We start from the raw sequence: 24790 nt of genomic DNA on the forward strand, positions 1-24790 counted from the left end.
GCGGCTCCTTCATGACCAGTCACCAGGTGCAGCTCCTGCTCGCCGATGTCGCACTGATCCTGTTCCTGGCCAGAGTCCTCGGCGCCCTGGCGGCGAAGCTGCGTCAGCCGCCGGTGGTCGGCGAGATCCTCGCGGGCATCCTGCTCGGCCCGACGCTCTTCGACGGCGTCATGGCCGACACGCTGTTCCCCGCGGAGGTGCGTCCCCTGCTGACGGCGCTCGCCAACATCGGGGTGGCGCTGTTCATGTTCGCCGTGGGCCTGGACATCGACCACGGCACCCTGCGCGGCAGGGGGAGGCTGACCGCCGGAGCGGCCATCGGGTCCACCCTGGTGCCTTTCGGTGTCGGCCTCGCCCTGGCGTACTACCTGATGCGGGCCCACGACACCGACAAGCCCGTCGCGTTCACGGTCTTCATCGCGCTGGCGGTGTCGGTGACGGCCTTCCCCGTCCTCGCCAGGATCCTGGACGACCGGAAGCTCTCGCGCACCGCCCTCGGAGCCATCGCCCTGGCCACGGCGGCGGTCGTCGACATCGTGGCCTGGGCGGCGCTCGCCGCCGTGCAGGCCTCGGTCGGCGGCGACGGCGGACAGCACTGGCGCGTGGCGCTGATCCTGCCGTTCATCGCCGTCATGCTGACGGTCGTACGTCCGCTGCTGCGCCGCTTCATGGTGCCGGGGGGCAAGGCCGCGACGCTCACACCCGGATGGTTCTCGGTGGTCCTGGCCGGCGCCCTGTGCTCCGGCGCCGCCACCGAGGCCATGGGCATGCACTACATCTTCGGGTCGTTCCTCTTCGGCCTCGTGATCCCCAGGGAGGGCGCCCTCGGACTGCGCGAGTCGATCAACGGCCGCGTGCAGCACATCACCACGCTGCTGCTGCCGATCTACTTCGTGGTGGCGGGCCTCAAGGTCGACCTGAGCGGGTTCGGCGTCTTTGAACTCACCCAGTTCGCCGCCATCATGCTGGTCGCGGTCGCCGGAAAGTTCGGCGGTACCTACCTCGGCGCGCGGCTCCGAGGCCTGCCCGCGAGGCCCTCCGTGGCGCTCGCCGCCCTGATGAACACCCGCGGGCTGACCGAGCTGGTCATCCTGGGCGTCGGCCTGGAGGCCGGTCTGCTGAGCGAGTCGCTGTACGGGCTGATGGTGACGATGGCGCTGGTGACCACCGCCATGACGGGGCCGCTGCTGACACTCGTCTACCGCAAGAAGGTCGAGGTCCCCCGCGACGGCGCGGGCGGCGAAGGGCAGGAGGCGGCCCGGGCCGCCGCCCGGGACCTGTCGGACGTCACGGAAGGCGAGGACAGCAGAGGGGAGAACCATGCGCTTGGCCGAACGTGACCAGGAGCTGCGCGCGCTCGCCGACGTACTCGACGCGAGCGTGCGGGGCACCGGCGGGGCCGTGGTGATCAGGGGCGGCATCGGCTGCGGCAAGACCGAGCTGCTGACCGCGCTCAGGAGCCGCGCGGCCGACGCCGGTTTCCTGCTGCTGAGCGCGGTCGGCTCCTGGCCCGAACGGCGATCCCCGGGCGCCGTGCTCAGCCAACTCCTGTGCGACGCGCCGGAGATGGAGGTGTGCCGGCCGGTCGTCGGCGAGGTCGTCAGGAGCGCCGCCGCGGCCCCCGCGGGCAGCGCCCCCTTCGGGGAGCAGCCCCTGGACCCGGCCACGGCCGCGGCCCTGCACCGGCTGTGCACCGAGGTCACCAGGGCGGCCGTCCGCACACCCGTCCTGCTCTGCGTCGACGACGTCCAGTTCGCCGACCCGCTCTCCATGCACTGGATACTCCACCTGCTGCGCGTGCTGCGCTCCGCGCGGATCGTGCTCGTCCTCACCGACTGCACGCTGTCCCGGCAGGCCCACCCGCAACTCCACTCGGAGCTCCTGCGCCAGCCCAACTACGTGGGGATGACCGTCCCCCGGCTCGGCCCCGACGGGGTGACCGAACTGCTCGGCGCGGCGCTCGGCGACGCCCTCGCACGAGAACTGGGCGACCAGTGCCACGCCGTCAGCGGCGGCAACCCCCTGCTCGTACGGGCCCTGGCGGAGGACCACCGCAGGGCGGTGGCCGTGCTCGACCGGGCACCCGACCGGCTCGTGGTGGGGGAGTCCTTCGCGGACACGGTCCTCAGCTGCCTGCACCGCGGGCGTCCCGTACTCCTGCGCGTGGCGCAGACGCTGGCCCTGCTCGACGAGCGGGCCACCGACCCGGGCCGTCTTGCCCGGGCGCTCGACGAGGACGCCACCGTGGTGGCCCGCGGCATCCACGCGCTGGAGACGGCGGGGCTCTTCGACGGCGGTCGGCTGCGCCACCCGCTGGCCAGGAAGGTGGTCCTGGAGAGCCTGGACGTCGGCGAACGCCGCGCGCTGCACGGCCGGTTGGCGACCGTCCTGTACGAGGAGGGGGCCGCGGCCACCCAGATCGCCGAGCAGGTGATCCGCGGCGAGGTCGCCTCGTCCACCTGGACCGTGCCGGTGCTGCGCGAGGCCGCGGAGCGCTATCTCCTGGCCAACCGGGCCGTGGAGGCGCACGCCTGCCTGGACGCGGCGCTGCGGGCCTGCGACGACGACGGCGAGCGCGTGGTGCTGCGCGCCCTCGTCGCCAGTACGGCCTGGGTGCTCAACCCGTCCATGAGCGCACGGCATCTGGGCGAGCTGGCCGTCGCGCTGCGCGCGGGGCGGCTGCCCGACCAGCACGCCCTCAAGCTCGCCAAGTACCTGCTCTGGCACGGCAGGTTCGAGGAGGCGTCCCACGCGATCGAACGCATGGAGGCGCGCGGCCACGACGCGGACCCGGCCGCCGGCGGAGAGCTGCGCGCCACGCGGGAGCTCCTGTCGGCGACGTACCCCGGTCTGGTGGCGGCGCTGCGCCCCGGGCCCGGTGACGCGGCCGACCCGCGGATCCGGGGCGCCGCCTCGCTCTCCCGTGTGCTCGCGCGGGGCCCCGACGACCGTGCGGTGGCCGACGCGGAGGCGGCCCTGCGGACGCTGCGGCTGAGCGGGGACACCCAGGAGTGGCTGATGTGCGCCGTGGCCGCGCTGTCCTTCGCCGACCGGCATGAGTCCGCCGCGATCTGGTGCGACCACTGGCTGGGGGAGGCGCGGGCCCGCCATGTCCCGCTGTGGGAGGCGGAGTTCTCCTCGCTGCGGGCCGGCATCGCGCTGCGGCAGGGCGATCCGCTGCTGGCCCGCAGGTACGCGCAGGTCGCGCTGGAGCGGGTGCCCGCCGAGAGCTGGGGGGTGTGCCTGGGCGGCCCGGTGGCCAACCTCGTGCAGGCCGCGGTCGACACGGGGGATCTCGAAGCGGCCGCCGAGTACCTGGAGATCCCCGTCACCGAGGGGGTGTTCGACACCCGGTTCGGGCTGTACCTGCTGCACGCGCGCGGCCGTTACCACCTCGCGGCCGGGCACCCGTACGCGGCCCTGGACGACTTCACGACGTGCGGCGACCAGATGCGCCGCTGGGGGTTCGACCATCCGACGGTGGTGCCCTGGCGCTCCGAGGCGGCGCGGGCGCACTTCGCCGTCGGCGATCAGCGGCGTGCGCAGGCGCTCGCCCGCGAGGAGCTGGAGATGACGGGACCCGGGCTCTCGCGTGCCCGGGGCATCGCGCTGTGCGCGCTGGCCGCGGTCGGCCCGGCCGCGGCGCGTGCCGGGCGGCTCACCGAGGCGGTGGAGAACCTCCAGAAGGCCGGGGACCGGGTCCGGGTCGCGGGCGGCCTCGCCGACCTGGCGCGCGCCCACGTGGCGGCAGGCCGTGCCGAACGGGCGCTGCCCGCCCTGGAGATGGCGATGCGGCTGGCCGATGAGGCCGGCATCGCCGCCTCGCTCGGAGACCTCGGCGAGCAGGCCCGGAGGATCGCCGCCCTGCGTACGACGTCGAGGAAGCCGGAGGCGGCCGTCGCCACGCTGAGCGGCTCGGAGCGCAGGGTGGCGGTCCTCGCCGCGCGCGGCTGCACCAACCGGGAGATCTCCGAGCGGCTGACGATCACCGCGAGCACCGTGGAACAGCACCTCACCCGGATATTCCGGAAGCTCGGCGTCAGATCGCGCCAGGAGCTTCCGGCCGAGACGGTTCTCGGCGGTTGACGAACCGCGCCACATCCGAAGCAGGGGAAGGAAGGCCAGGAATGCAGAAGAGCGCCGCAGGACGGAGTCCGCACTACGATGTCGCGATTCTCGGAAGTGGAATGGCAGGAGGCATGCTGGGCGCGGTCCTTGCGCGCAACGGTGTCAAAGTGCTGCTGCTCGACGCGGGAACACATCCGCGGTTCGCCGTCGGTGAGTCCACGATTCCCTACACCTCGGGGCTGACCCGGATCATCGCCGACCGGTACAACGTGCCGGAGATCAAGCCGCTTTCCAGCTTCAAGGGCATCATGCGCACGGTGTCGAGGAACTGCGGACAGAAGCAGAACTTCGGATTCGTCTACCACGAGGAAGGGCGTCCGCAGGACCCCGGGCAGATCAACCAGATGGTGGTGCCGGCCGCGCTGCGTACCGAGACCCATCTCTTCCGGCAGGACATCGACGCCTATTTGTTCCACCTCGCCGTCAAGTACGGTGCCCACCCGCAACTTGCCACCCGGATATCGGACATCGAGATCGACCCCGAAGCGGGTGCGGTGCTGCGCACCGAGAGCGGCCAGGAATTCCGGGCGAGCTATGTCGTCGACGGCAGCGGGTTCCGCTCACCGCTGGCCGACAAGCTGGACCTGCGCGAGATGCCCACCCGGGCACGCACGCACACGCGGACCCTGTTCACCCACATGGTCGGCGTGCGGCCCTTCGACGACGCGCCGGCCGCGCGCGGCCACGACAAGCCCAACCCCTGGCACCACGGAACGCTGCACCACGTCTTCGACGGCGGCTGGCTGTGGGTGATCCCCTTCGACAACCACGCGGGGGCCGTCAACCCGCTGTGCAGCGTCGGCCTCACGCTCGATCCCCGTGTGCACCCCAAGGGGGAGGGCACGCCGCAGCAGGAGTTCGACGACTTCCTGGCCCGCTTCCCGGAGATCGCCTGGCAGTTCCGCGGCGCGGCGGCGGTGCGCCCCTGGGTGTCCACCGGCCGCCTCCAGTACTCCGCCAAGCAGGTCGTGGGGGAGCGGTTCTGCCTCACCTCGCACGCCGCCGGGTTCATCGACGCGCTGTACTCACGCGGCCTGACCAACACCCTGGAACTGGTCAACGCCCTGGGCTGGCGGCTCATCGCCGCCTCCAGGGACGGCGACTGGTCGCTGGAGCGGTTCAGCTACCTCGAACCGCTCCAGCAGGGGCTCTTCGACTTCCACGACGACCTCGTGCACAGCTCCTTCGTGGGATTCAGGGACTACGAACTGTGGAACGCCGTCAACCGCACCTGGATGCTCGGCACCATGCTCGGGAACGTCATGCTGGAGGACGCGCACTTCCGCTTCTCGAAGACCGGCGACGACTCGATATTCAGGGATCTGGAGAAGAGTGAACGCCCGGGATCACCGTTCCCGGTCAGCGCTTCGTTCAACGAGATGGGCGTTCTGACGCGCGATCTGTGCCGGTCGGTCGAGGACGGGAAGACGGATCCGAAAGATGCGGCGGCACGCATTCTGGAGCACATCAGGAACGCCGACTTCATTCCGCCTGTATTCGGTTTCGGTGAGCGCGACATGCGCTGCTTCAACATGTCTCCGATGAAGATGCTGAAGAACGCGGTGTGGTGCAGGAGGGATGCCCCGCCGGAGATGGGAAAGCGCATGATCAGCGCATCCAAGGGCCTGGTGAGCATGCGTGTCCGAGGAGGTCGCTGAATCCCCCTACTCGGGTGCTAGGGGGTTGCCGGTAACTGCCCGGAATAGTCAGGGGTGTTGTCGGCTGGAGACGGCGAATTAGGCTGCGATCACATGATGGATTGACGTCGGGAAAATGACTTCCCGCGGATCGCACCAGGACGAGAAGGCAGGGTATGGACGCGAACACCGCGCACGATCCCGCAGACCTGATCGCCGTCGTCGGGATGGCGGGAAAGTTCCCCCAGGCGCCGGACGCGGAGAGTCTGTGGGCGCTGTTGATGGACCGGGGCGACGCGATCGGCCCGGTCCCGGCCGACCGCTGGGACACCTCCGCCCCCCTGGACCCCGAACGTGACATCCAGGCGGTCGGAGGGTTCCTCGACGGCGTCGACCTGTTCGACGCCGGCTTCTTCGGGATCTCCCCCCGCGAGGCCGCCGCCATCGACCCCCAGCAACGCCTCATGCTCGAAGTGGGCTGGCGTGCGCTGGAGGACGCCGGCCAGCCCGCGGCAGCGCTGGCCGGCACCCGCACCGGCGTCTACGTCGGCGCCTCATGGCACGACTACGAGATCCTGCGCGCGGCGCGCGGCGCCCGCCCCACCCCGCACAGCCTGGTCGGCAACGCGCTCGACGTGATCGCCGCCAGGCTCTCGTACTTCCTCAAGGTGCGCGGCCCCAGCATGACGGTGGAGACCGGCTGTTCCTCGTCGCTGGTCGCCCTGCACCTGGCCGCCCAGGCGCTGCGCCAGGGCGAGATCGACGCGGCGATCGTGGGCGGCACCAACCTGATGGTCGACCCCCATGTGACCGTCGGGCTCACCCACTTCGGCGGCCTGTCGCCCGACGGCCGCTGCAAGGCCTTCGCCGCCGACGCCAACGGCTTCGTACGAGGGGAGGGCGTGGCGGCGCTCTACGTCAAGACACTGCGCCGCGCCCTCGCCGACGGCGACCGGATCCACGGCGTCGTCGTCCGCACGGTCGTCAACAACGACGGTGGCGGCGAAAGCCTGGTGACGCCCAGTCAGGAAGGCCAGGAGGACCTGCTGCGCCGCGCCTATCCGGAGGGTGGGACGGCCCTGCCGAAGCCCTCGTACATCGAGGCGCACGGCACCGGAACCGGACGCGGCGATCCCGTCGAGGCCACGGCCATCGGCCGGGTGCTCGGCGCGGGCCGGGACGGGGACCCCCTGCTGATCGGCTCCGTGAAGACCAACATCGGGCACCTGGAAGCCAGTGCGGGCATGGCCGGGCTCTTCAAGCTGCTGCTCGCCCTGCGGCACCGTGTCGTGCCACCGAGCCTGCACAGCGAGAAGACCAACCCGGCCATCGACTTCGACGGGCTGGGCCTCGAAGTGGTGCGCGAGCCGCGCCCGTTGCCGCCGGGCCCGGTGACCCTCGGCCTCAACTCCTTCGGCTGGGGCGGCACCAATGCCCACGTGGTCCTCATGAGCCCGCCGGAGGCCGCCCCCGGCGAGTCCCCCTCGCTCCCCGACACCGGGCTGCCGACGCTCGTGCCGCTGTCCGCCCGGCAGGCGCCCGAACTGCCCGTACGGGCCGCCGACCTCCTGGCGGCGCTGCCCGCGGCCGAGGCCGCCACGGCAGCCGAGCCCCCCACCGGAGCCGGGCTGCCCGAACTGGCCGGAACGCTGGCCTGGCGCCGTGACCACTTCCCGCACCGGGCCGCCGCCCTGGTCACCGAACCCGCCGAACTGCGCGCCGCGCTCTCGGGCTTGGCGCAGGACGGTGCCGAGGGCGAGACGCCCGGCCTCGTCACCGGCAAGGCCCTGCCCGTGGGCCGTACCGCGTTCGTCTTCCCGGGCCAGGGCTCCCAGTGGAGCGCCATGGGCCACGAACTGTACGCACACAGTCCGCTGTTCGCCGACGTCGTCGAGCGCTGCGCCACCGCGCTGCGCCCGCACGTCTCCTGGGACCCGCTGGACGTCTTCCGCGCCGGCACCGACGGCGCGTGGATGAACCGCATCGACATGCTGCAACCCGCCCTGTGGGCCATGTCGTTGGGCCTGGCCGAACTGTGGCGCGCCCACGGCGTCGAGCCCGACGTCGTCCTCGGGCACAGCCAGGGCGAGATCACCGCGGCCACCCTCGCCGGTGTGCTGTCCTACGAGGACGCGGCCCTGGTGATGGCGCGGCGCAGCGCCATCGCACGCCGTGCCTCGGGCCACGGGCGGATGCTCGCCGTCGACCTGGACCGGGACGCGGCGCTCGCCGCACTCGAGGGATTCGAGGAGGTCGTCTCCCTCGCCGTGCACAACGGCCCCCACGCCTGCGTGCTCTCCGGCGAGGAGAACGCGGTGCTGATGCTGAAGGAGCTGCTGGAGGCGGACGGCACCTATTGCCGCCTGGTCAACGTCGACTACGCCTCGCACAGCCCTCAGATGGACCCCCTGCACGAGGACCTGCTGACCGCGCTGGCACCGGCCACACCCCGTGAGGGACGGATCGGGCTGATGTCGACGGTGCGCGTCGGGCGGCTTGCCGGACCCGAGATGGACGCCGCGTACTGGGCCGAGAACCTCCGCAGCCCCGTGCTGTTCGCCGACTCCATGACCGCCCTGTTCGACGAGGGCGTCACCCACGTCGTGGAGATCAGCCCGCACCCCGTGCTCGCCCCCGCCCTCGAACAGCTCGCGGCGGACCGCCCCGAGCCCGTGGCGGTCCTGACCACCCTGCGGCGCGACAGGGGCGGACCCGGCGAGATCGGCCGGGCCATCGGCCGCGCCTACACCTCCGGCCTCGCCCCCTTCGCCGGGCTGCCGCGTGACGCGCTGGTGCCGCTGCCGGGCCACCCGTTGCGCCGGGAGAGCCACTGGACACCGGACCGCGGCGCGGCCACCGGCGCGGCCCGCGGCCTGGAGACCACGCTGGAGCCCGTCCCCGGGGAGCCCGGCATCCGGCAGGGCACCCTCGAACTGTCCGTCACGGACCTGCCCTGGCTCGCCGACCACCAGGTCTACGGAACGCCGGTGCTGCCGGGCACCGCGATGCTGACCCTCGCGGTGAACACGGCACGGGCCAGGACCGGCGCGCGGCCCGCCCGGATCGAGCGCGTGGCCTTCCTCAAGGACGTCACGCTCGGCGAGCGCCCCGCGCGGCTCGCCACCCGCTGGCAGGACGACACCCCCGACACCGGCACGTTCAGCCTCTGCTCGCTCGACGACGGGGCCGAGGCCTGGGAGACCGACGTCACCGCGCTGATCCACCGGACCGCCGCGGAGCGGAACGCGCCGGAGTTCCCCGCGTGGCCGGACGGCACCGAGTCCGCGTCGACGGAGGACTTCTACCGGGCCTGCGCGGACCGCGGCCTCGGCTACGGGCCGGCCTTCCGCGGCGTACGCAGTCTGCGCCTGCACCCCGGCGGGCAGGAGGCCGCGGGCGAGGTCCGCCTCTTCGAGGGGCTGCGCGTCGGCCGGCAGCCACAGGCGCTCCACCCGGCCCTGTGGGACGGCGCCCTGCACGTGGCCCTCAGCCTGTACGACACCCCGGTGGCCCTGGTCCCGACGGCCGTCGAACGGATCGACCTGTACGAGGGTCCCGCCGAACCCGTGACGTCCGTGTGGTCGCACGCCGTGCGGCGCGACGACGGCCGGTGCGACGTGCACCTCTTCGACGCGGAACGCGTGCCGCTGTTGACGATGCGAGGCCTCGAACTGACGCCGCTGCCCGGCGCCGACGACCGGGACCCCTTCGACGAGCGCCTGCACCGCGTCGAGTGGACCGACATCACCGGCACCGCGGTCGGTACGGACCCCGCGGGCACCGCGGCACGCTGGATCGTCTGCGGGGACGGGCGCGGCGCCGAGGAACTCGCCGATGCCCTGACGGCCGCCGGGGCCCCGGCGGTGCGTGCCGACACCGTGGAACCCGGCCCGTCGCCGAACGGCGAGGCGCCCGCCGACGCCGTCGTGTTCGTCGCGCCGGGCGCCGACGAGGGCTCCGACGCACAGCGCCGCGGCCTTGGCCGCCTCACCGAACTCGTGCGCGCCTGCGCCGCCTTGCCCACGCCGCCCGCACTGAGCGTCCTGACCGACCGCGCCCTCGCGCTGACCGCCACGGACCTGCCGGACCCCGGCGCCGCACTCTACTGGGGCTACGCCAGGGTGCTGCGGCGCGAGCACGACGAGCTGGCCCCGCGGATCATGGACGTCGACGTCACCGAGCCCGCCTGGCACGCGGTCTGCGCATCGGCGCTGCTCGGCGGCGACCGGGCCGAGGACCAGACGGCGGTGCGCGGCGGACGCCTGCTCGCCGCGCGGCTCTCCCGCGGCGCGGCCCGCGACGCGACCACCCCCGCGCTGCCCCCGCCCACCACCGGCCACCAGCCGTTCAGGGTGGGCCCGCGGCCCGCGGGGCGCGGCCCCGGCACCTCCTTCCTGCCCCTGGCCCGGCGTACCCCCGAACCTCACGAGATCGAGGTCGAGGTCACCGCGGCGGCGCTCAACCCCAGCGACGTACTGAAGTGGGCGGGCCGGTACCCGGCGGCGCTCCGCGGCGGCGACGTGCTGGGCGGCGAGTGCGCGGGCCGGGTCACCGCCGTGGGCGACGAGGTGACCGGACTGGCCGTCGGCGACCGCGTGGCGGCCTGCGCCCACGGCGCGCTCGCCTCCCACGTCACCGTCCGCGCCGCGCACGCGCTGCGCGTCCCCGAGGAGATGACGGACGCTCAGGCGTGCGCCCAGCCCCTGGTGATGGCCGCCGCCTGGTACGCGCTGGCGGAGGTCGGGCGCCTCGACGTCTCCGAGACCGTCCTGATCCACAACGCGGCGGGCCCCGCGGGACTCGCCGCGATCCAGGTCGCCCGCGCGCTGGGCGCCCGCGTCCTGGCCACGGCCGCGACCCCGGACGAGCGCGCCCACCTGCGCGAGGAGGGGATCGCCGAGGTGTACGACAGCACCGGCCTGTCCTGGGCGGACGAGGTGCGGGCCGCGACCGGCGGCCGGGGCGTGGACGTCGTCCTCAACTCCCTGAGCGGTACGGCGCTGCGGGCGGGTCTCGGAGTGCTCGCGGAGGACGGCCGCTTCCTGGAGACCGGGAAGCAGGACATCCTCGCCGGACGGTCGATCGGGCTCGCCGACTTCCACAAGGGCATCAGCCTGTCCGCCGTGGACGTGAACGGGCTCGTCGCCCGGCACCCCGGCAGATTCGCCCGCGTTCTCGCGACCACCTGGGAGATGCTCACGGCCGGGAAGCTCGAACCGCTGCCCGTGCACACCCGTTCCTTCGCCGAGGTCGATGCCGCGCTGGGGACGATGGCCGCCGGGGGCCGCATAGGGCGCGAGGTGGTCACGGACCCGGCCACGGTCGGCCGCGTCACCGCCGACCCGATGCCGAGCGGCCGGTTCCGCGCGGACGGGACGTATCTGATCAGCGGTGGTCTCGGCGCGCTCGGGCTCTCGCTCGCCGAGTTCCTCGCCGAGCAGGGCGCCGGAGGCCTGGTGCTGCTCGGCCGCTCCGAGCCCCGCCCCGAAGCGGCGCGGCGCGTGAGGGAGCTCCGCGCGAGCGGCGTCCAGGTGGAGACCCTGCGGTGCGACATCGCCGATGAGGAAGGGGTGCGCGCGGCGCTGGACGGAATACGCGCCGGGCTGCCGCCCCTGCGCGGTGTCGTGCACGCGGCGGGCCTGCTCGACGACGCCACCATCAGCACTCTGACCGAGCGTCAGCTCACCGATGTGCTCGCGCCGAAGGCGGCGGGTGCCCGCTGCCTCGACCGGGTGACCGCCGATGACCCGCTCGACCTCTTCGTCCTGTTCTCCTCCGCCGCCACCCTCGTCGGCAACGCGGGCCAGGCGGCCTACGCGGCGGCCAACGCCTCGCTGGACGCACTCGCCGAACTCCGGCGCCGCCGCGGCCTGCCCGCGCTGAGCGTCCAGTGGGGTCCGTTCACCGACGTGGGCCTGGCAGCCGACGACGAACGGCGCGGCGCCCGCCTCGCGGAGCGGGGCATGGGCGGCTTCCCGACGACCGAGGCCTGGCCCGCGCTCGTCCGCCTCCTCGAACGCGACGAGCCCGTCGTCGGCTATGTGCCGATCGACCCGCGCCAGTGGTTCGACGCGAACCCGGACACCGCTGCGCTGGCGAGCTGGAGCCGGCTGCACGCCGCGGCCCAGGACGCGTCGCAAGGGCTGCCCGGAGGCGACGGCGCCTTCCGCGCCCGCCTGGTGGCCGCCTCCCCGGACGCTCGCGTGGAGCTGGCGCGGGACAAGGTACGGGAGCTTGCGGGGCGGGTCCTGCGGCTCGACCCGGACGGCGTCGAGCCCGACAGCCCCTTCAAGGCCCTGGGGCTGGATTCCCTGATGAGTCTCGAACTTCGCAACCGGCTGGAGGCGGCGTTCGGCATGAAGCTCTCGCCGACCCTCCTGTGGGCGTACGGCAACACCAAGGCACTGGCCGGCGCGCTGTGCGACCAGTTGGAGCCGACGGAGGAGGCGCACTGATGGCGAAGAACCCACAGACGGCGGAGGGCGCCAAGCGGACTCCGCTCACCCGCGCCATGGACACCATCAAGGACCTCCGCAGGCGCCTGGCCGAACAGGAGGGCAACCAGCCGATCGCGGTGGTCGGCATGGGACTGCGGCTGCCCGGCGGCATCAGTGACCCCGACTCCTACTGGGAGGCACTGGCCGCGGGCCGCGACCTGGTCACCTCGATGCCGGACTCCCGCAAGGGGCCCTTCGCCAAGGACTGGGAAGGGCTGCCGCAGCGCGGCGGATTCCTCGGCGAGGTCCTCGACTTCGACGCCGACCACTTCGGCATCAGCCCGCGCGAGGCCCGCCACCTCGACCCGCAGCACCGGCTGCTCCTCGAGGTGGCCTGGGAGGCCATGGAGGACGCGGGGCTGCCCGCGGGCCGGATCGCGGGCACCTCCGCGGGCATCTACCTCGGCATCATGTGGCAGGACTTCCGCGACTGGCTCGAACACGAGCCGGACGTGTACGCGACCACGGGCAACGGCCACAACTTCGCGGCCGGGCGCATCGCGTACGCCCTGGGACTCGACGGTCCCGCCGTCTCGGTGGACACGGCCTGCTCCTCCTCGCTGGTCGCCGTCCACCTCGCGGCGCAGGCGCTGCGGCGCGGCGAGTGCGAGATCGCGTTCGCCGCGGGCGCCAACCTCATCATGTCCCCGCGCTCCATGCGACTCGTGCAGGAGACCCGCTCCCTGGCGCCCGACGGCCTGTGCAAGACGTTCGACGCCCGCGCCAACGGCTTCACACGGGGCGAGGGCTGTGGCGTCCTGGTCCTCAAGCGCCTGGACCACGCGGTGCGCGATCACGACCGTGTGCACGCCGTCCTGCACGGCTCCGCCGTCAACCAGGACGGCCGCTCGGGCGGGTTCACCGCGCCCAACGTGCTCTCCCAAGTCGCCCTCACCGAAGCGGTGCTGGCCCAGGCTGGCCTGGCACCGGCCGACATCGGCCATGTGGAGGCGCACGGCACCGGCACCGCGCTCGGCGACCCGATCGAGATGGAGGCCCTGGCCACCGCTCTCGGCCGCCGCAACGGCGGGGCACGGCTCCCCGTCGGGGCCGTCAAGACGAACTTCGGCCACCTGGAGAGCGCCGCGGGCGTGGCGGGCCTGATCAAGGCGGCGCTGTGCCTGCGGCACGCCAAGGTGCCGCCGGTCGTCCACTTCCGCACCCTCAACCCGCGCATCGACCTGTCGGGCACGGGCATCACAGTGCCGACCGAGCTCACGGCGTGGACCCCGGAGAGCGGACAGTACGCGGTGGTCAGCTCGTTCGGGATGAGCGGGACCAACGCGCAGATCGTCCTCGGCCGGCCCCCCGAGGGCACGGGAGAGGGCGAAAGGACCGCCCCGGACGCATCCGCCCGCGCCGACGGCTTCGAGATCTCGGCGCGGACCGACGAGGCGCTGCGGTCCCTGGCGGCGCGCTACGCCGACCACCTGGAGACCCTCCCGCCGGACCGTTACGCGGCGTTCGCCTACACCGCCACCCAGGCCAGGTCCCGGCACGACGTGCGCGTGCGGATCGCCGCGGCGAACGCCCCCGCGGCAGCCGAGGCCCTGCGGTCCGTCGCGGCGGGCACCCCCTCGCCGGCCGTCACCGCGGCCGGGGACGCCCAGGAACCCGGCGCGGCACTGCCGCGCGACGTCATCGCCCTGCCCGCCTACCCGTGGCAGCGCCGCAGGCACGCGCCCGATCCGGGCCCGGCCGCGGCCGCCCCGGCCCGCACCGTGGAGGAGCCCGGCGCCGCCCCGCCCTCCGCGTCCACGCCCACGGCGTCGTACCAACTCCGCTGGGAGAGCGCGCCGTTCACCGCGGCCGCCCCCTCGGCAGCGCTCGTCGTCGCGGGCGACGACACGGAACTCGCCGGACGCACGGCGCGCGAGGCCGCGGCCCAGGGCGTACGCGGCACGCTGCTCACGCCCACCGCGGTGCCGGGACCGGAAGGCTGGGAGCAGGGCACCCTGCCCCGCACCGCGGCGGACTGGCTCGGCTTCTGGCAGGGGCGGACGGAAGGCCACACCCTTCTGCTCGCGCCGCGGGCCCCCGACCTTCCCGACACGCCCGGCGAGGGTGATGACCCGGCGCGCGACGCGGGCGCCGTGTGCGCGGCGGTCTGCGTCGCGGTGACCGCGCTCGCCGGAACGGACACCGGGCACCGTGCCTTCGTCCTGACGCGCGGAGCCCGCCGCACCGCCGACGACGACCGGGCCGACGGCGTCGGCCACGGACCGCTGCACGGGCTCGCCCCCGTCCTCGGCCTCGAACTCCCCGCCGTCTGGGGCGGCGTGGTGGACCTGCCGACGAACCCGCAGACCGAGGACCTCCGCGCGCTGCTGGCGTTCACCGCGGGACAGCACGCGGCACAAGGGGCCCCGAAGCCCGACGGGCTGGAGGACCTGGCGGCCGTACGAGACGGGCGGATACGCGTGGCCCGGCTTGCTCCGGTGGTCGCGCACACGCCGGAGCTGAGTGTGCGGGACGACGCCACCTACCTGGTCACCGGCGGACTGGGCGCCGTGGGCAGGGAGTTGACCGCGGACCTGGTGCGGCGCGGCGCCCGCCATCTGCTGCTCGTCGGCCGCCGTCCGCAGGACGCGCTGGACGAACCGGCCCGCACCCTGCTCGCCGAACTGGCGGCGTCCGGTGCGGACATCACGTACCAAGGAGGCGGCTGCGACACCCCGGCGGCCTGGCGGGAGACCGGTGAACTGCTGCGCACGATGCCTCCCGTACGCGGTGTGGTGCACGCGGCAGGCACCCTGGACCGCGTTGCGGTGGCGCGGTGCGGAGCCGACGACTTCGCCGCGGCGCTGCGCGCGAAGTACACCCCCGCCTGGTGGCTGCACCTCGCCTCGCGCACGTGGCCGCTGGACTTCTTCGTCCTGGTCTCCTCGGTGTCCGCGGTATGGGGCACCGAGCACTGCGGGGCGTACTCGGCCGCCAACGGCGCCCTGGACGCCCTGGCCGCCCACCGGCGCGCCCTCGGGCTGACCGCGGTGAGCCTCGCGTACGGCCCCTGGGACCTGGACGGCGCGGGCATGGCCGACGACGCGTCGCGCGCGTCCTTCGAGCGGGTCGGCGTGGTGGCCCAGGGCTCCGCGGAGGCCCGCGCCGCCCTGACCGCCCACGTGCCGGGTGCGGACGGGCACATCGTGTCCTGCCGACTCGACGCGGCCCGCTTCGCCCGGATCATGTCGGGGCTGCGCCCCCGCGGCCTCTACGCCGGACGGCACGACGCCCGGGACGCGACGCGCACCGCGCCCGAGGCCGGTGCGGCCGCCGCGCCGGAGACGGCACCGCCCGAGCCGGAGGCGTCCGTCGTCGCGGAGTTGGCGGCGCTGCCGGAGAAGGCCCGTGCGGGAGCGGCCCGCGCCCACGTGGCCCGCATGCTGGCCGCGCAGCTCGGCCACCAGGAGACCACCCGGCTCCGTGAGGACGTCGGCTTCCTGGACCTCGGCCTGGACTCGATCACGGCGGTCGACCTGGCGGAACGGCTCTCCCAGGCCTTCGCCGCCGACGTCGTGGTCGCCGACGTCTTCGACCACCCCACCGTCACCGAACTGGCCGACCACCTGCTGCGGCGCGCGCCCGCCGAGCAGACCGACGGCATCGCCGCACCGGCGCCCGGGCGGCGTCCTCTGCCGCCGTCCGTCCCGACCGGCGCACCGATGACGGCGAAGGGGCCCGTCGCGCGGGAGCCCGCGGAGCCCGCCGCGCCCACCGAGCCCATCGCGATCGTCGGCATGGCCGGCCGCTTCCCCGGCGCCGACTCCGTCGAGGAGCTGTGGCAGCTGCTCATCGAGGGCCGTGACGGCGTCGGGCCGGTGCCGGAGGGCCGCTGGGACACCGACGTCCGCGCCGTCCCCGGCGGCGACCCCGACGGGGGCACGCTCACCACCGACCAGGGCGGCTTCCTGCGCGACCTGGCCCGCTTCGACGCCTCGTTCTTCGGGATTCCCGCACGCGAGGCGGAGAACCTCGACCCCCAGCAACGGCTCCTGCTGGAGTCGGCCTGGCACGCCCTGGAGGACGGCGGCGTCGATCCCCACGGGCTCAGGAACTCCCGCACGGGTGTGTTCGTCGGCGTCAGCTCCAGCGACTACGCGCGACTGCTCGCAGGGAGCGGCGCAGAGGGGATCGACGCCTACTACGGCACGGGCACGGCGCTCAACGCCGTCGCGGGCCGTGTCGCCTTCACGCTCGGACTCAACGGACCGGCGCTCGCGGTCGACACCGCCTGCTCCTCCTCGCTGGTCGCGCTGCACCTCGCGGTGCGCTCGCTGCGCTCCGGCGAGAGCGACGCGGCCCTGGCCGCAGGCGTCAACGTTCTGCTCGACCCGATGTCCTGGGTCGCCGTCAGCCGGGCCCACATGCTGTCGCCGGACGGCCGCTGCCGCACCTTCTCGGCCGACGCGAACGGATTCGTACGCTCCGAAGGCTGCGGAGTCCTCGTGCTCAAGCGGCTCCGCGACGCCCGCAGGGACGGCAACCGCGTCCTCGCCGTCATCCGCGGCAGCGCGGTGAACCAGGACGGCGCCTCCTCGGGGCTCACCGCGCCGAGCGGCAGCGCCCAGGAGGCGATGCTGCGCGACGCGCTCGCGGACGCGGGAATCGAGGGCTCCCAGGTCTCCTACCTGGAGGCGCACGGCACCGGCACCGCCGTCGGCGACCCCATCGAACTCGGTGCGGGGTGGCGGGTCCTCGGCCCCGGACGGCGGCCCGGCGAGCCGCTGCACGTGGGGTCCGTGAAGAGCAACATCGGGCACTGCGAATCGGCGGCGGGCATGGCCGGGGTCATCAAGACCGTGCTCGCCCTGCGGCACGGCCGGATCCCGGCCAACCTCCACTTCGACGCGCCCAACCCACTGGTTCCCTGGGCCGACATGAACGTCCGGGTCGTGGACACCCCGACACCGTGGCGCCCGGGCGGCACGCCCCGCGTCGCCGGGGTCTCCGGATTCGGCTTCACCGGCACCAACGCGCACGTACTGATCTCCGACGACATCGCGACGGCCGACGTCGCGACGGCCGACGCCGCCGCGCCCACCGCCCCCGACGCGTCAGAGGACGGGAGCGCCGAAGCGGTGCGGCTGCTGCCGCTGTCCGCCCCGGACCCGGAGGGGCTCGAACGCCTCACGGCGGCGTGGGCGGAACGGCTGACCCGGGCCGAGCCCGGTGAGCTGGCCGCCCTCGCCGCCACGGCAGGCGCGGGCCGGGCCCACTTCCCGTACCGCAGGTCCCTCTGGGGAAGCAGCCGCGAGCAGCTCCTGAGCGCGCTGGACGCCGCCCCGCCCACCGGGCACGCCACCCGCGCGCCGCGCGTCGCCTTCCTCTTCTCGGGCCAGGGCAGCCAGCACTTCGGCATGGGCAGGGAGCTGTACGAGACCGAGCCCGTCTTCCGGGACGTCTTCGACGCCTGCGACCGCGCCGTGTCCGGCACGCTCGGCGCCTCGCTCACCGACCTGGTCCTCCACGGGACGGACACGGAAGCCGTCAACGAGACCCGGGTGACCCAACCCGCCCTGGTCGCGCTGGAGATCGCCCTCGCCGCCCTGTGGGAGTCGTGGGGCGTCACCCCCGCCGTCGTCATGGGGCACAGCGTCGGAGAGATCGCCGCGGCCCTGCACGCCGGAGTGATGGACCTGCCCACGGGGATGCGCCTGATCGCCGACCGCTCCCGGCTGATGCAGGGCACCGAACGCGGCGCGATGCTCGCCGTCACGGCCCCCGAGGAGCGTGTCCTGGAGTGGATCGAGGGCACTGTCCTCGACATCGCCGCCGTCAACACCCCCGACGCCACCGTGGTGTCCGGGCGCCCCGACGCCGTCGCCGCACTCGCCGAACGGCTCAAGGACCAGGGGGTCAGGGCCCGTGGGCTGAGTGTGTCCCATGCCTTCCACTCGCGCCTCCTCGACCCCATGACGGAGGAATTCGCCCGCTGCCTGGAGCCGTTGGAGTTCCGCCCCCCGGCCCTTCCGCTCGTCGCCAACCTCACCGGGGACCTCGCGGGGCCCGACACGTACGACGTCCGCTACTGGTGCGCGCACGCCCGCGAACCGGTCCGGTTCCACAGCGGGGCACGACGCCTCGCCGAACTCGACGTCGACCTCTGCCTGGAGATCGGCCCCGACCGGACCCTGATCAACCTGTTGCGGGCCGGCGGAACACAGCCCGCCGAGAACCTGGCGTCCTCGTTGCGGCGGGGCAGGTCCGACAGGACCGGCATGCTCACCGCGGCCCGGACGCTCTACGAGCGGGGCCAGGACCTCGACTGGCGGCGCGTCCATGCCCGGGACACGAGGGCCGCGGCGTACCGAGCGGCGGCCGACGCGCCCCGCTACCCCTTCGGCGGGCAGCGGTACTGGCGGCAGGCGGCCACCGGTTCCGGCGCCTCCGCGCCCGCCGCGCGGAGCACCTCGCAGGACGCGACCGCGCCTCCCTGGGGCATCGAACTGCGCTCGCCCGCGCTGCGCGGACGGGTCTTCCGCACCGAGCGCAGCACCGTCTTCCCGCCGCACCTCACCGACCACCGGCTGTTCGGGACGGTCTCGGTGCCGGGCGCCTCCCAGACGGCCACCGTGCTGTCCGCGCTCGGCGCGGGCGGAGCTCCGGTGACCCTGGAGGACCTGCACTTCCCCCGGGCCCTCGTGCTGCGCGAGGGCGAGCGCTACGAACTCCAGATCACCGACACCGAGCAGGAGCACGGTACCCGCACGGTGGGCGTGGTCAGCCTCGTCGACGACGAACAAGGGCGCTGGCAGGAGCACTTGGCGGCCCGGGTGGGCGACGCCGGGCCCGAGCCCGACGGGCTCGACGCCGCGCGGAGCCGCGCGGCCCGCGACACCTTCGTGGCCGCGGCCGAACGGCACCTGGAGGGCGCCGACTTCTACCGCCACCTGCGGTCCCTCGGATACCACCTCGGCCCGTCCTTCCGCTGGATCCGCGAGGTGTGGATACGCGGCGACGAGGCGCTGGTCCGCTTCGACGAGCCCGCGGACATGAACGAGCCCGCGGCCCGGTACGAGATCCACCCCGGCCTGCTCGACTCGTGTCTGCAGAGCACGGTCGCCTTCGCGGTCGGCCTCCAGGACCCGGACCAGGTGGGTGAGGAGGCCTCGCTGGCCATTCCGTTCGCCGCCGCCCGGTTGTCGTTCCCCGGACGGCCCGTGCCGGGCGGCGAGCTGTGGGCCCATGTCCGCGCCGTGCGCGACGCGGCGGGGCCGACCGACTTCTCCCAGGTGAGCTCGGCCGATCTGCGGTTGTGCGACGCCGACGGCGCGACCGTCGTCGCCGTGGACGGCTTCCGCTTCCGGCGCGCGCCTCGCGCGTTGCTCCAGCGGTCCCTGCGCGAGAGCGTCCGGCACGCCTACGCATGGGAGTGGACCGAACGGCAGGCGCCCGCGCCCGCCGTGGCCGCGGACGCCGGACACCCCCGGCGTGTCACGCTCCTCGGTACGGGCGACACCGCGCACGCCGTGCACGAGGCGTTCGCACGCCTCGGTCACCAGGTGACGGTGTCCGGCAGCCAGGACCTGCACGACGTCGCGGCCGACCTCGTCGTCGACGCCCGGTTCCGCGACGGCACGGCGCCCGTCGGCCCCCGGGCCGTGCTGGCCTCCGTCGTGGAACTCGCCAGGTCGCTCCGCGCCGCCCCCGCCCACGTGCCGTACGCGGTCCTCGGCGCCGCGGACAGCTCGGGAGACGCCACGACGGCACCGCTCCACGGGGCGCTGCGCGGACTGCTGGCCTCCCTGTCGGCCGAACAGCGCGACCGGCGCCTCCTGGCGATCGCCCTCACGGCCGACGCGGACACCGACGTCCTCGCCGTGGAACTGAACCGCATGCTCGCCGACGGAATCACCGAGACCCGGCTGGAGATCGGCCCCGACGCGGTGCGGGTGGCCCGCCTGAACCCTCACAGGGAGGACGCCGACCGCACCGGCCCGCAGGGCGAACCCGCCGTCCGGGACGGGGTGTTGATCACCGGCGGGCTCGGCGCGCTCGGTCTGAGCGCCGCCCGGATCCTGTCCCGGCAGGGTGCCGCGGCCCTCACCCTCATGGGCCGCTCGGACCCCGGCCCCGTGGCACGCGAGGTCATCGCCGAGATCACCGCGGGCGGCACCCCGGTCACGGTGGTCAAGGGCGACGTGACCGACCCCGGATCCTGCCGTGCCGTGGTGGCGGCGGCCGGCGCCCACGCCCCGCTGCGCACCGTCCTGCACCTCGCGGGCTCCACCGCCGACCGCGCCTTCGAGCAGCTGACGGAGGACGACTTCGAGGAGGTCTTCGCCGCCAAGGCGTACGGGGCCGCACAGCTGGCCGGGGCGCTGCGCGACCACGACCTGGACGCCTTCGTCCTGTTCTCCTCCGCGTCGAGCGTGCTCGGCTCGGCGGGACAGGTCAACTACGCGGCGGCCAACGGTTTCCTCGACGGACTCGCGGCCTCGCTGCGGGCCGCAGGAGTGCCGGCCACGAGCGTCAACTGGGGCCCCTGGCTCCCAAAGACGCAGGGCGGCCTCGCGGCCACCGACGCCGTCGCGCGGGCGGTCGAACACGCCGGCATCCGGCCCCTCACCGATGAGGAGGCCGCGGACCTGCTGACACTGGCGATGGCAGGACGGGCACCCCGCCTGGTGGCCGTGTCGGTCGACCGGGAGCGCTACCGCGACAAGCTCGCGGGCCACCCGGGCGCCGCGGTGTTCCGGAGTGCCGCCCCGGCACCGTCCGCCCCGTCGGCCGCCGCCCAACCCCGGGGCTGGCTCCGTGAGTTGCTGGACGAGCTGGCCCCCGACGCGCGTGAGCGGCGACTGGCGGAGACGGTACGGGAGATGGCGGGCGCGGTCCTCGGGGACGGCTCGGCCGTCGCCGAGGACTCGGGGTTCGGCGACATGGGCCTCGACTCGATCATGATCATCGATCTGCGTTCCCGGCTCGCACAGGCACTGGGCGTGGACCTGGCCGCCACGGTCGCCCTCGACCACCCGACCGTCTCCCGGCTGGCCCGCCACGTCGCGGGACTCGTGTTCCCCGCCGGGGCGGCCCCCGGCGCCCACGACCCGGGCACGGGCCCGCTCCGCACCGCGCGTCCCGACGACGGGGTGGCGGCCGCGGGGCCCGAGGGCCTGGCGGGTCTGTCGTTCGACGAACTCGTCCGAGCCGTGCGGGCCGACGTGCGAGCGGAGAAGGACGTGCGAGCAGAGAAGACGGAGAAGTCATGACCGACACGATGGACCCCGCGGACATACGGAAGTTGATGGAGGACCAGCTCAGCCTGTCCCGACGACTGCGCGAGCGGGTACGCGAGCTCGAGGAGGAGAAGCACGCGCCGCTGGCCGTGGTCGGCATGGGGCTGCGCCTGCCCTCCGACCTGACGTCACCGCAGGAGTACTGGGACTTCCTGCGCGGCGACACCGACGCCCTCTCGGACCTGCCCGCCGATCGGCCGGGGCTGCGGACCGTGTACGACCCGACGCCCGGCAGGCCGGGCCGCTCCTACGTGGACCGCGCCGGCTTCCTCGCCGACATCGCGCACTTCGACGCGGAGTTCTTCGGGATCTCACAGCGCGAGGCCAAACGGCTCGACCCGCAGCAGCGCCTGCTCCTCGAGGCGTCCTGGGAGGCCCTGGAGCGGGCCGGGATCGCCGTGCGCCGGGCCGACCGGCTCGATGTCGGCGTCTACCTGGGCATGATGGCCTCGGAGTACAACGAGAGGCTGCAGGACCGGCGGGACACCAGCAGGATCGACCCCTACTTCACCACGGGCGGGGGCCTGTGCTTCGGCGCGGGACGGATCAGCTACGTGATGGGCTTCTCCGGCCCCGTCGTCAGCGTCGACACCGCCTGCTCCTCCTCACTCGCCGCTCTGCACCTCGCGGTACGAGGACTGCGCGGCAACGAATGCCGCTACGCGCTCGTGTGCGGCTCCAACCTGCTGCTCTCCGCCGACCTGATGGTGTCGCTGAGCCAGGCGCGGGCCCTGTCGCCCGAGGGGCGCTCCAAGTCGTTCCTCGCCTCGGCCGACGGCTACGGCCGCGGTGAGGGCGTCGGGGTGCTGGCCCTGATGCGCCTCGCGGACGCCGAGCGCGAGGGGCGGCCCGTGCTCGCCGTCGTACGGGGCACGGCGATGGGACACGACGGCGCGGCGTCGGGCCTGACCGCGCCCAACGGGCCCGCTCAGCAGGAGGTGATCGCGGCGGCGCTCGCCGACGCGGGCGTCGACGCGGCGGACCTCGGCTGGATAGAGGCGCACGGCACCGGGACCGTGCTCGGCGACCCCATCGAGATCGGCGCGCTGGACGCGGTCCTCGGACCCGCGGTGCGCGAGCGGGGCGTCCCGCTCGCGCTGGGCAGCGTCAAGTCCCGCATCGGCCACCTCGAAGCGGCCTCCGGGGTGGCAAGCCTGATCAAGACGGTGCTGATGCTGCGTCACGCGGAGATACCGGCCGCTGCCTCGCCCGACGACGGGGAGCTGAACACCCACATCGCCTGGGACCGCATGAACTTCACGGTGCCCCGGCAGCACGGCCCCTGGCCCGCGGAACTGCCCCGCAGGGTGGCGGGCGTCAACTCCTTCGGCATGAGCGGCACCAATGTGCACGCCGTACTGGAGGCCTACGACCCGCCCGCCCCGCCCGAGGCACACCAAGAAGACCGCGCCACGGGCGAGTTGCTGGCGCTCTCGGCGAAGGACCCCGCGGCGCTCGCCGAACTCGCCGCCGCCGTACGCACGTGCCTGAGCGCGGCGGACGAAGCGGCCGTCCCCTCCATCTGCCACACCCTGCGGGCCGGACGGGCCGCCTTCGACCACCGTCTCGCGGTCACCGGCACGAACGCCGCCGAACTGACACGGGAGTTGGACGCCGCCCTGGCCGCGCCGCACGGCCCGGTGCCGCCGCTCAGGACGGTCGTGCTGAGCGTGGGCGCCGACGCCGCGGCGCTCGACGGCACCGTCACCACGCTGGCCGGTGCCTTCCCCGCCCTCACCGGGGAGAGCACCGGCGCCTCGCCCGACGCCCCTGAAGGGCAGGACCCCGTCGAGAGGCTGGCGCACATGATCCGCCGCCTCGGCCCCGCGGTCGAGGTGCGCAGGGACGGGAACGTCCCGTCGGCCGCGGCGACACTGGAGTGGCCGGTCCCGGGGGGCGCCACCGCCTCCGCCCCCTTGGCGCACGGCGGCGCGCGTGACTGCGCCGCGCTGTTCCTCGACGCCGCGGCCGCCCTGTTCACCGCGGGCGCGCGACTGCGGTGGGACCGGCTGCGCGCCCCGGGAGCTCGGCTGCTGGGCGATCTGCCGACGTACCCGTTCCGGCGCAGGCGCTACTGGATCGAGGAGCCCGCCCCCGGAGCGGACGCCACGGCGCACGGTGCCGAGGCGTCCGGCCCCGGGGCAGCCGACGCGGGACACGTCCCCTTCGACTCGCTCACCCCCGCCGATCTGGAGGCGTACCTCCTGGCGGAGCTGCGGGAGGTCCTCCAGGAGACCGAGGAGCTCGACGCCGAGAGGTCGTTCCTGGACGCGGGCGGGGACTCGTTCACCTCCACGCTGTTCATCACCAAGGTGGAGGAACGCTTCGACGTCGGCCTCACCGCCGAGGAGCTTCCCCTCGACCTGCCCCTGGCGGAGATGATCAGCAAGCTGGCCGCGAACATCACGCTCCGGGACGCCGGGGCGGGGCGGGAGCCGTCCGTATGAGCGTCTTCGTGCGGCCCCGCCGCGTCGCCGACCCCGCGCTGCGCCTGGTCGTCGTCCACCACGCGGGCGGCTCGGCAGCCGCCTACCACCCGCTGGCCCCACACCTGCCGGACGACTGGGAGGTGCTCCTGATCGACCTGCCGGGCCGGGGCAAGCGGCACACCGAGGCGCCGCTGGAGGACATGGCGGCGCTGGCCGCGACGACGGCCGACGCCGTCGCGCCGTGGGCAACGGGCCCGCCGCTGGCCCTGTTCGGACACAGCCTGGGAGCGCTGGTCGCCACCGAGGCCGCACGCTGCCTGGAGGCACGGGGCGCGGCGCCCGCCTGGGTCGGCGTGTCGGGCAGGCCGGCGCCGGGCGCTCCCGGCGCCGGGGTGGAGCTGCATCCCGCCATGACGGACGACCACCTCATGGCGCGGCTGAGGGCGATGGGCGGGATCCCCGCACGGATCGACGACGTGCCCGGATTCCGGGACCGGTTCCTGCGCCTCGTACGGGCCGACCTGCGGGCCCTCGTCTCCTACCGGCCCGCGCCCGGCCGACGCCGCCTGGCCGCCCCGATGACGGCCATGAGCGCCACGTCCGACCCCCTCGCGCCCCTGGCCGAACTGGGCGCCTGGCGGCGGGAGACGACCGGGGAACTGCGCCAACGCGTCTTCCCCGGCGGCCACTTCCACTTCCTCGACGACGCTTTCGCCCGCCTCGGCGACGTGCTCGTGGAGGAGATCGAGCACGTCGTCCCGACTCCCCTTCTCCGCCGTGCCCCGCGGCCCCGCGCGGTGGTGTGAGGGCCGATCACGCGCGGCACACGCCCACCAACCGTCAGGAGACACCTGTTGTGA

Annotated in this window: 7 protein-coding genes; all 7 read left to right on the forward strand. The window is 74.2% G+C overall.

Annotated elements, in window-relative coordinates:
* Nucleotides 1-11: 11 nt before the first annotated feature.
* The 7 genes from ACZ4D5_RS40310 to ACZ4D5_RS40340 all read left to right on the forward strand — a co-directional run bounded on the left by ACZ4D5_RS40310 (nt 12) and on the right by ACZ4D5_RS40340 (nt 24736).
* The gene (locus tag ACZ4D5_RS40310) at nt 12-1340 is read left to right on the forward strand and encodes a cation:proton antiporter (RefSeq protein WP_467777476.1); all 1329 of its coding nucleotides are present in this window, start codon (nt 12-14) and stop codon (nt 1338-1340) included.
* Entirely contained in the window at nt 1321-4086 is a 2766-nt protein-coding gene (locus tag ACZ4D5_RS40315) for an ATP-binding protein (RefSeq protein WP_467777477.1), read from the forward strand. The genes ACZ4D5_RS40310 and ACZ4D5_RS40315 overlap by 20 nt, the downstream gene beginning before the upstream one ends.
* 41 nt (nt 4087-4127) lie before the next feature.
* Nucleotides 4128-5786 carry an NAD(P)/FAD-dependent oxidoreductase gene (locus ACZ4D5_RS40320; RefSeq protein ID WP_467777478.1) on the forward strand — a complete coding sequence of 553 codons (1659 nt, stop codon included), beginning with the start codon at nt 4128-4130 and terminating at the stop codon, nt 5784-5786.
* Nucleotides 5787-5941: 155 nt separating this feature from the next.
* Nucleotides 5942-12220, forward strand: coding sequence for a type I polyketide synthase (locus ACZ4D5_RS40325; RefSeq protein WP_467777479.1), 6279 nt, complete (start codon nt 5942-5944; stop codon nt 12218-12220).
* The gene (locus ACZ4D5_RS40330) at nt 12220-21474 is read left to right on the forward strand and encodes an SDR family NAD(P)-dependent oxidoreductase (protein WP_467777480.1); all 9255 of its coding nucleotides are present in this window, start codon (nt 12220-12222) and stop codon (nt 21472-21474) included. Before ACZ4D5_RS40325 ends, ACZ4D5_RS40330 begins: the two co-directional genes overlap by 1 nt.
* Nucleotides 21471-23948 (forward strand): beta-ketoacyl synthase N-terminal-like domain-containing protein, encoded by a 2478-nt coding sequence (locus tag ACZ4D5_RS40335; RefSeq protein ID WP_467777481.1) that lies wholly within the window; start codon nt 21471-21473, stop codon nt 23946-23948. The genes ACZ4D5_RS40330 and ACZ4D5_RS40335 overlap by 4 nt, the downstream gene beginning before the upstream one ends.
* Nucleotides 23945-24736, forward strand: coding sequence for a thioesterase II family protein (locus ACZ4D5_RS40340; protein ID WP_467777482.1), 792 nt, complete (start codon nt 23945-23947; stop codon nt 24734-24736). The genes ACZ4D5_RS40335 and ACZ4D5_RS40340 overlap by 4 nt, the downstream gene beginning before the upstream one ends.
* Nucleotides 24737-24790 lie beyond the last annotated feature (54 nt).

It is taken from the genome of Streptomyces sp. NPDC025651 (genome assembly GCF_055558735.1).

Excerpts from the sequence above, each read along its gene's own strand:
- ACZ4D5_RS40310 (WP_467777476.1), top strand. The coding sequence starts at position 12 with ATGACCAGTCACCAGGTGCAGCTCCTGCTCGCCGATGTCGCACTGATC.
- ACZ4D5_RS40325 (WP_467777479.1), top strand. The coding sequence starts at position 5,942 with ATGGACGCGAACACCGCGCACGATCCCGCAGACCTGATCGCCGTCGTC.
- ACZ4D5_RS40335 (WP_467777481.1), top strand. The coding sequence starts at position 21,471 with ATGACCGACACGATGGACCCCGCGGACATACGGAAGTTGATGGAGGAC.
- ACZ4D5_RS40320 (WP_467777478.1), top strand. The coding sequence starts at position 4,128 with ATGCAGAAGAGCGCCGCAGGACGGAGTCCGCACTACGATGTCGCGATT.
- ACZ4D5_RS40330 (WP_467777480.1), top strand. The coding sequence starts at position 12,220 with ATGGCGAAGAACCCACAGACGGCGGAGGGCGCCAAGCGGACTCCGCTC.
- ACZ4D5_RS40315 (WP_467777477.1), top strand. The coding sequence starts at position 1,321 with ATGCGCTTGGCCGAACGTGACCAGGAGCTGCGCGCGCTCGCCGACGTA.
- ACZ4D5_RS40340 (WP_467777482.1), top strand. The coding sequence starts at position 23,945 with ATGAGCGTCTTCGTGCGGCCCCGCCGCGTCGCCGACCCCGCGCTGCGC.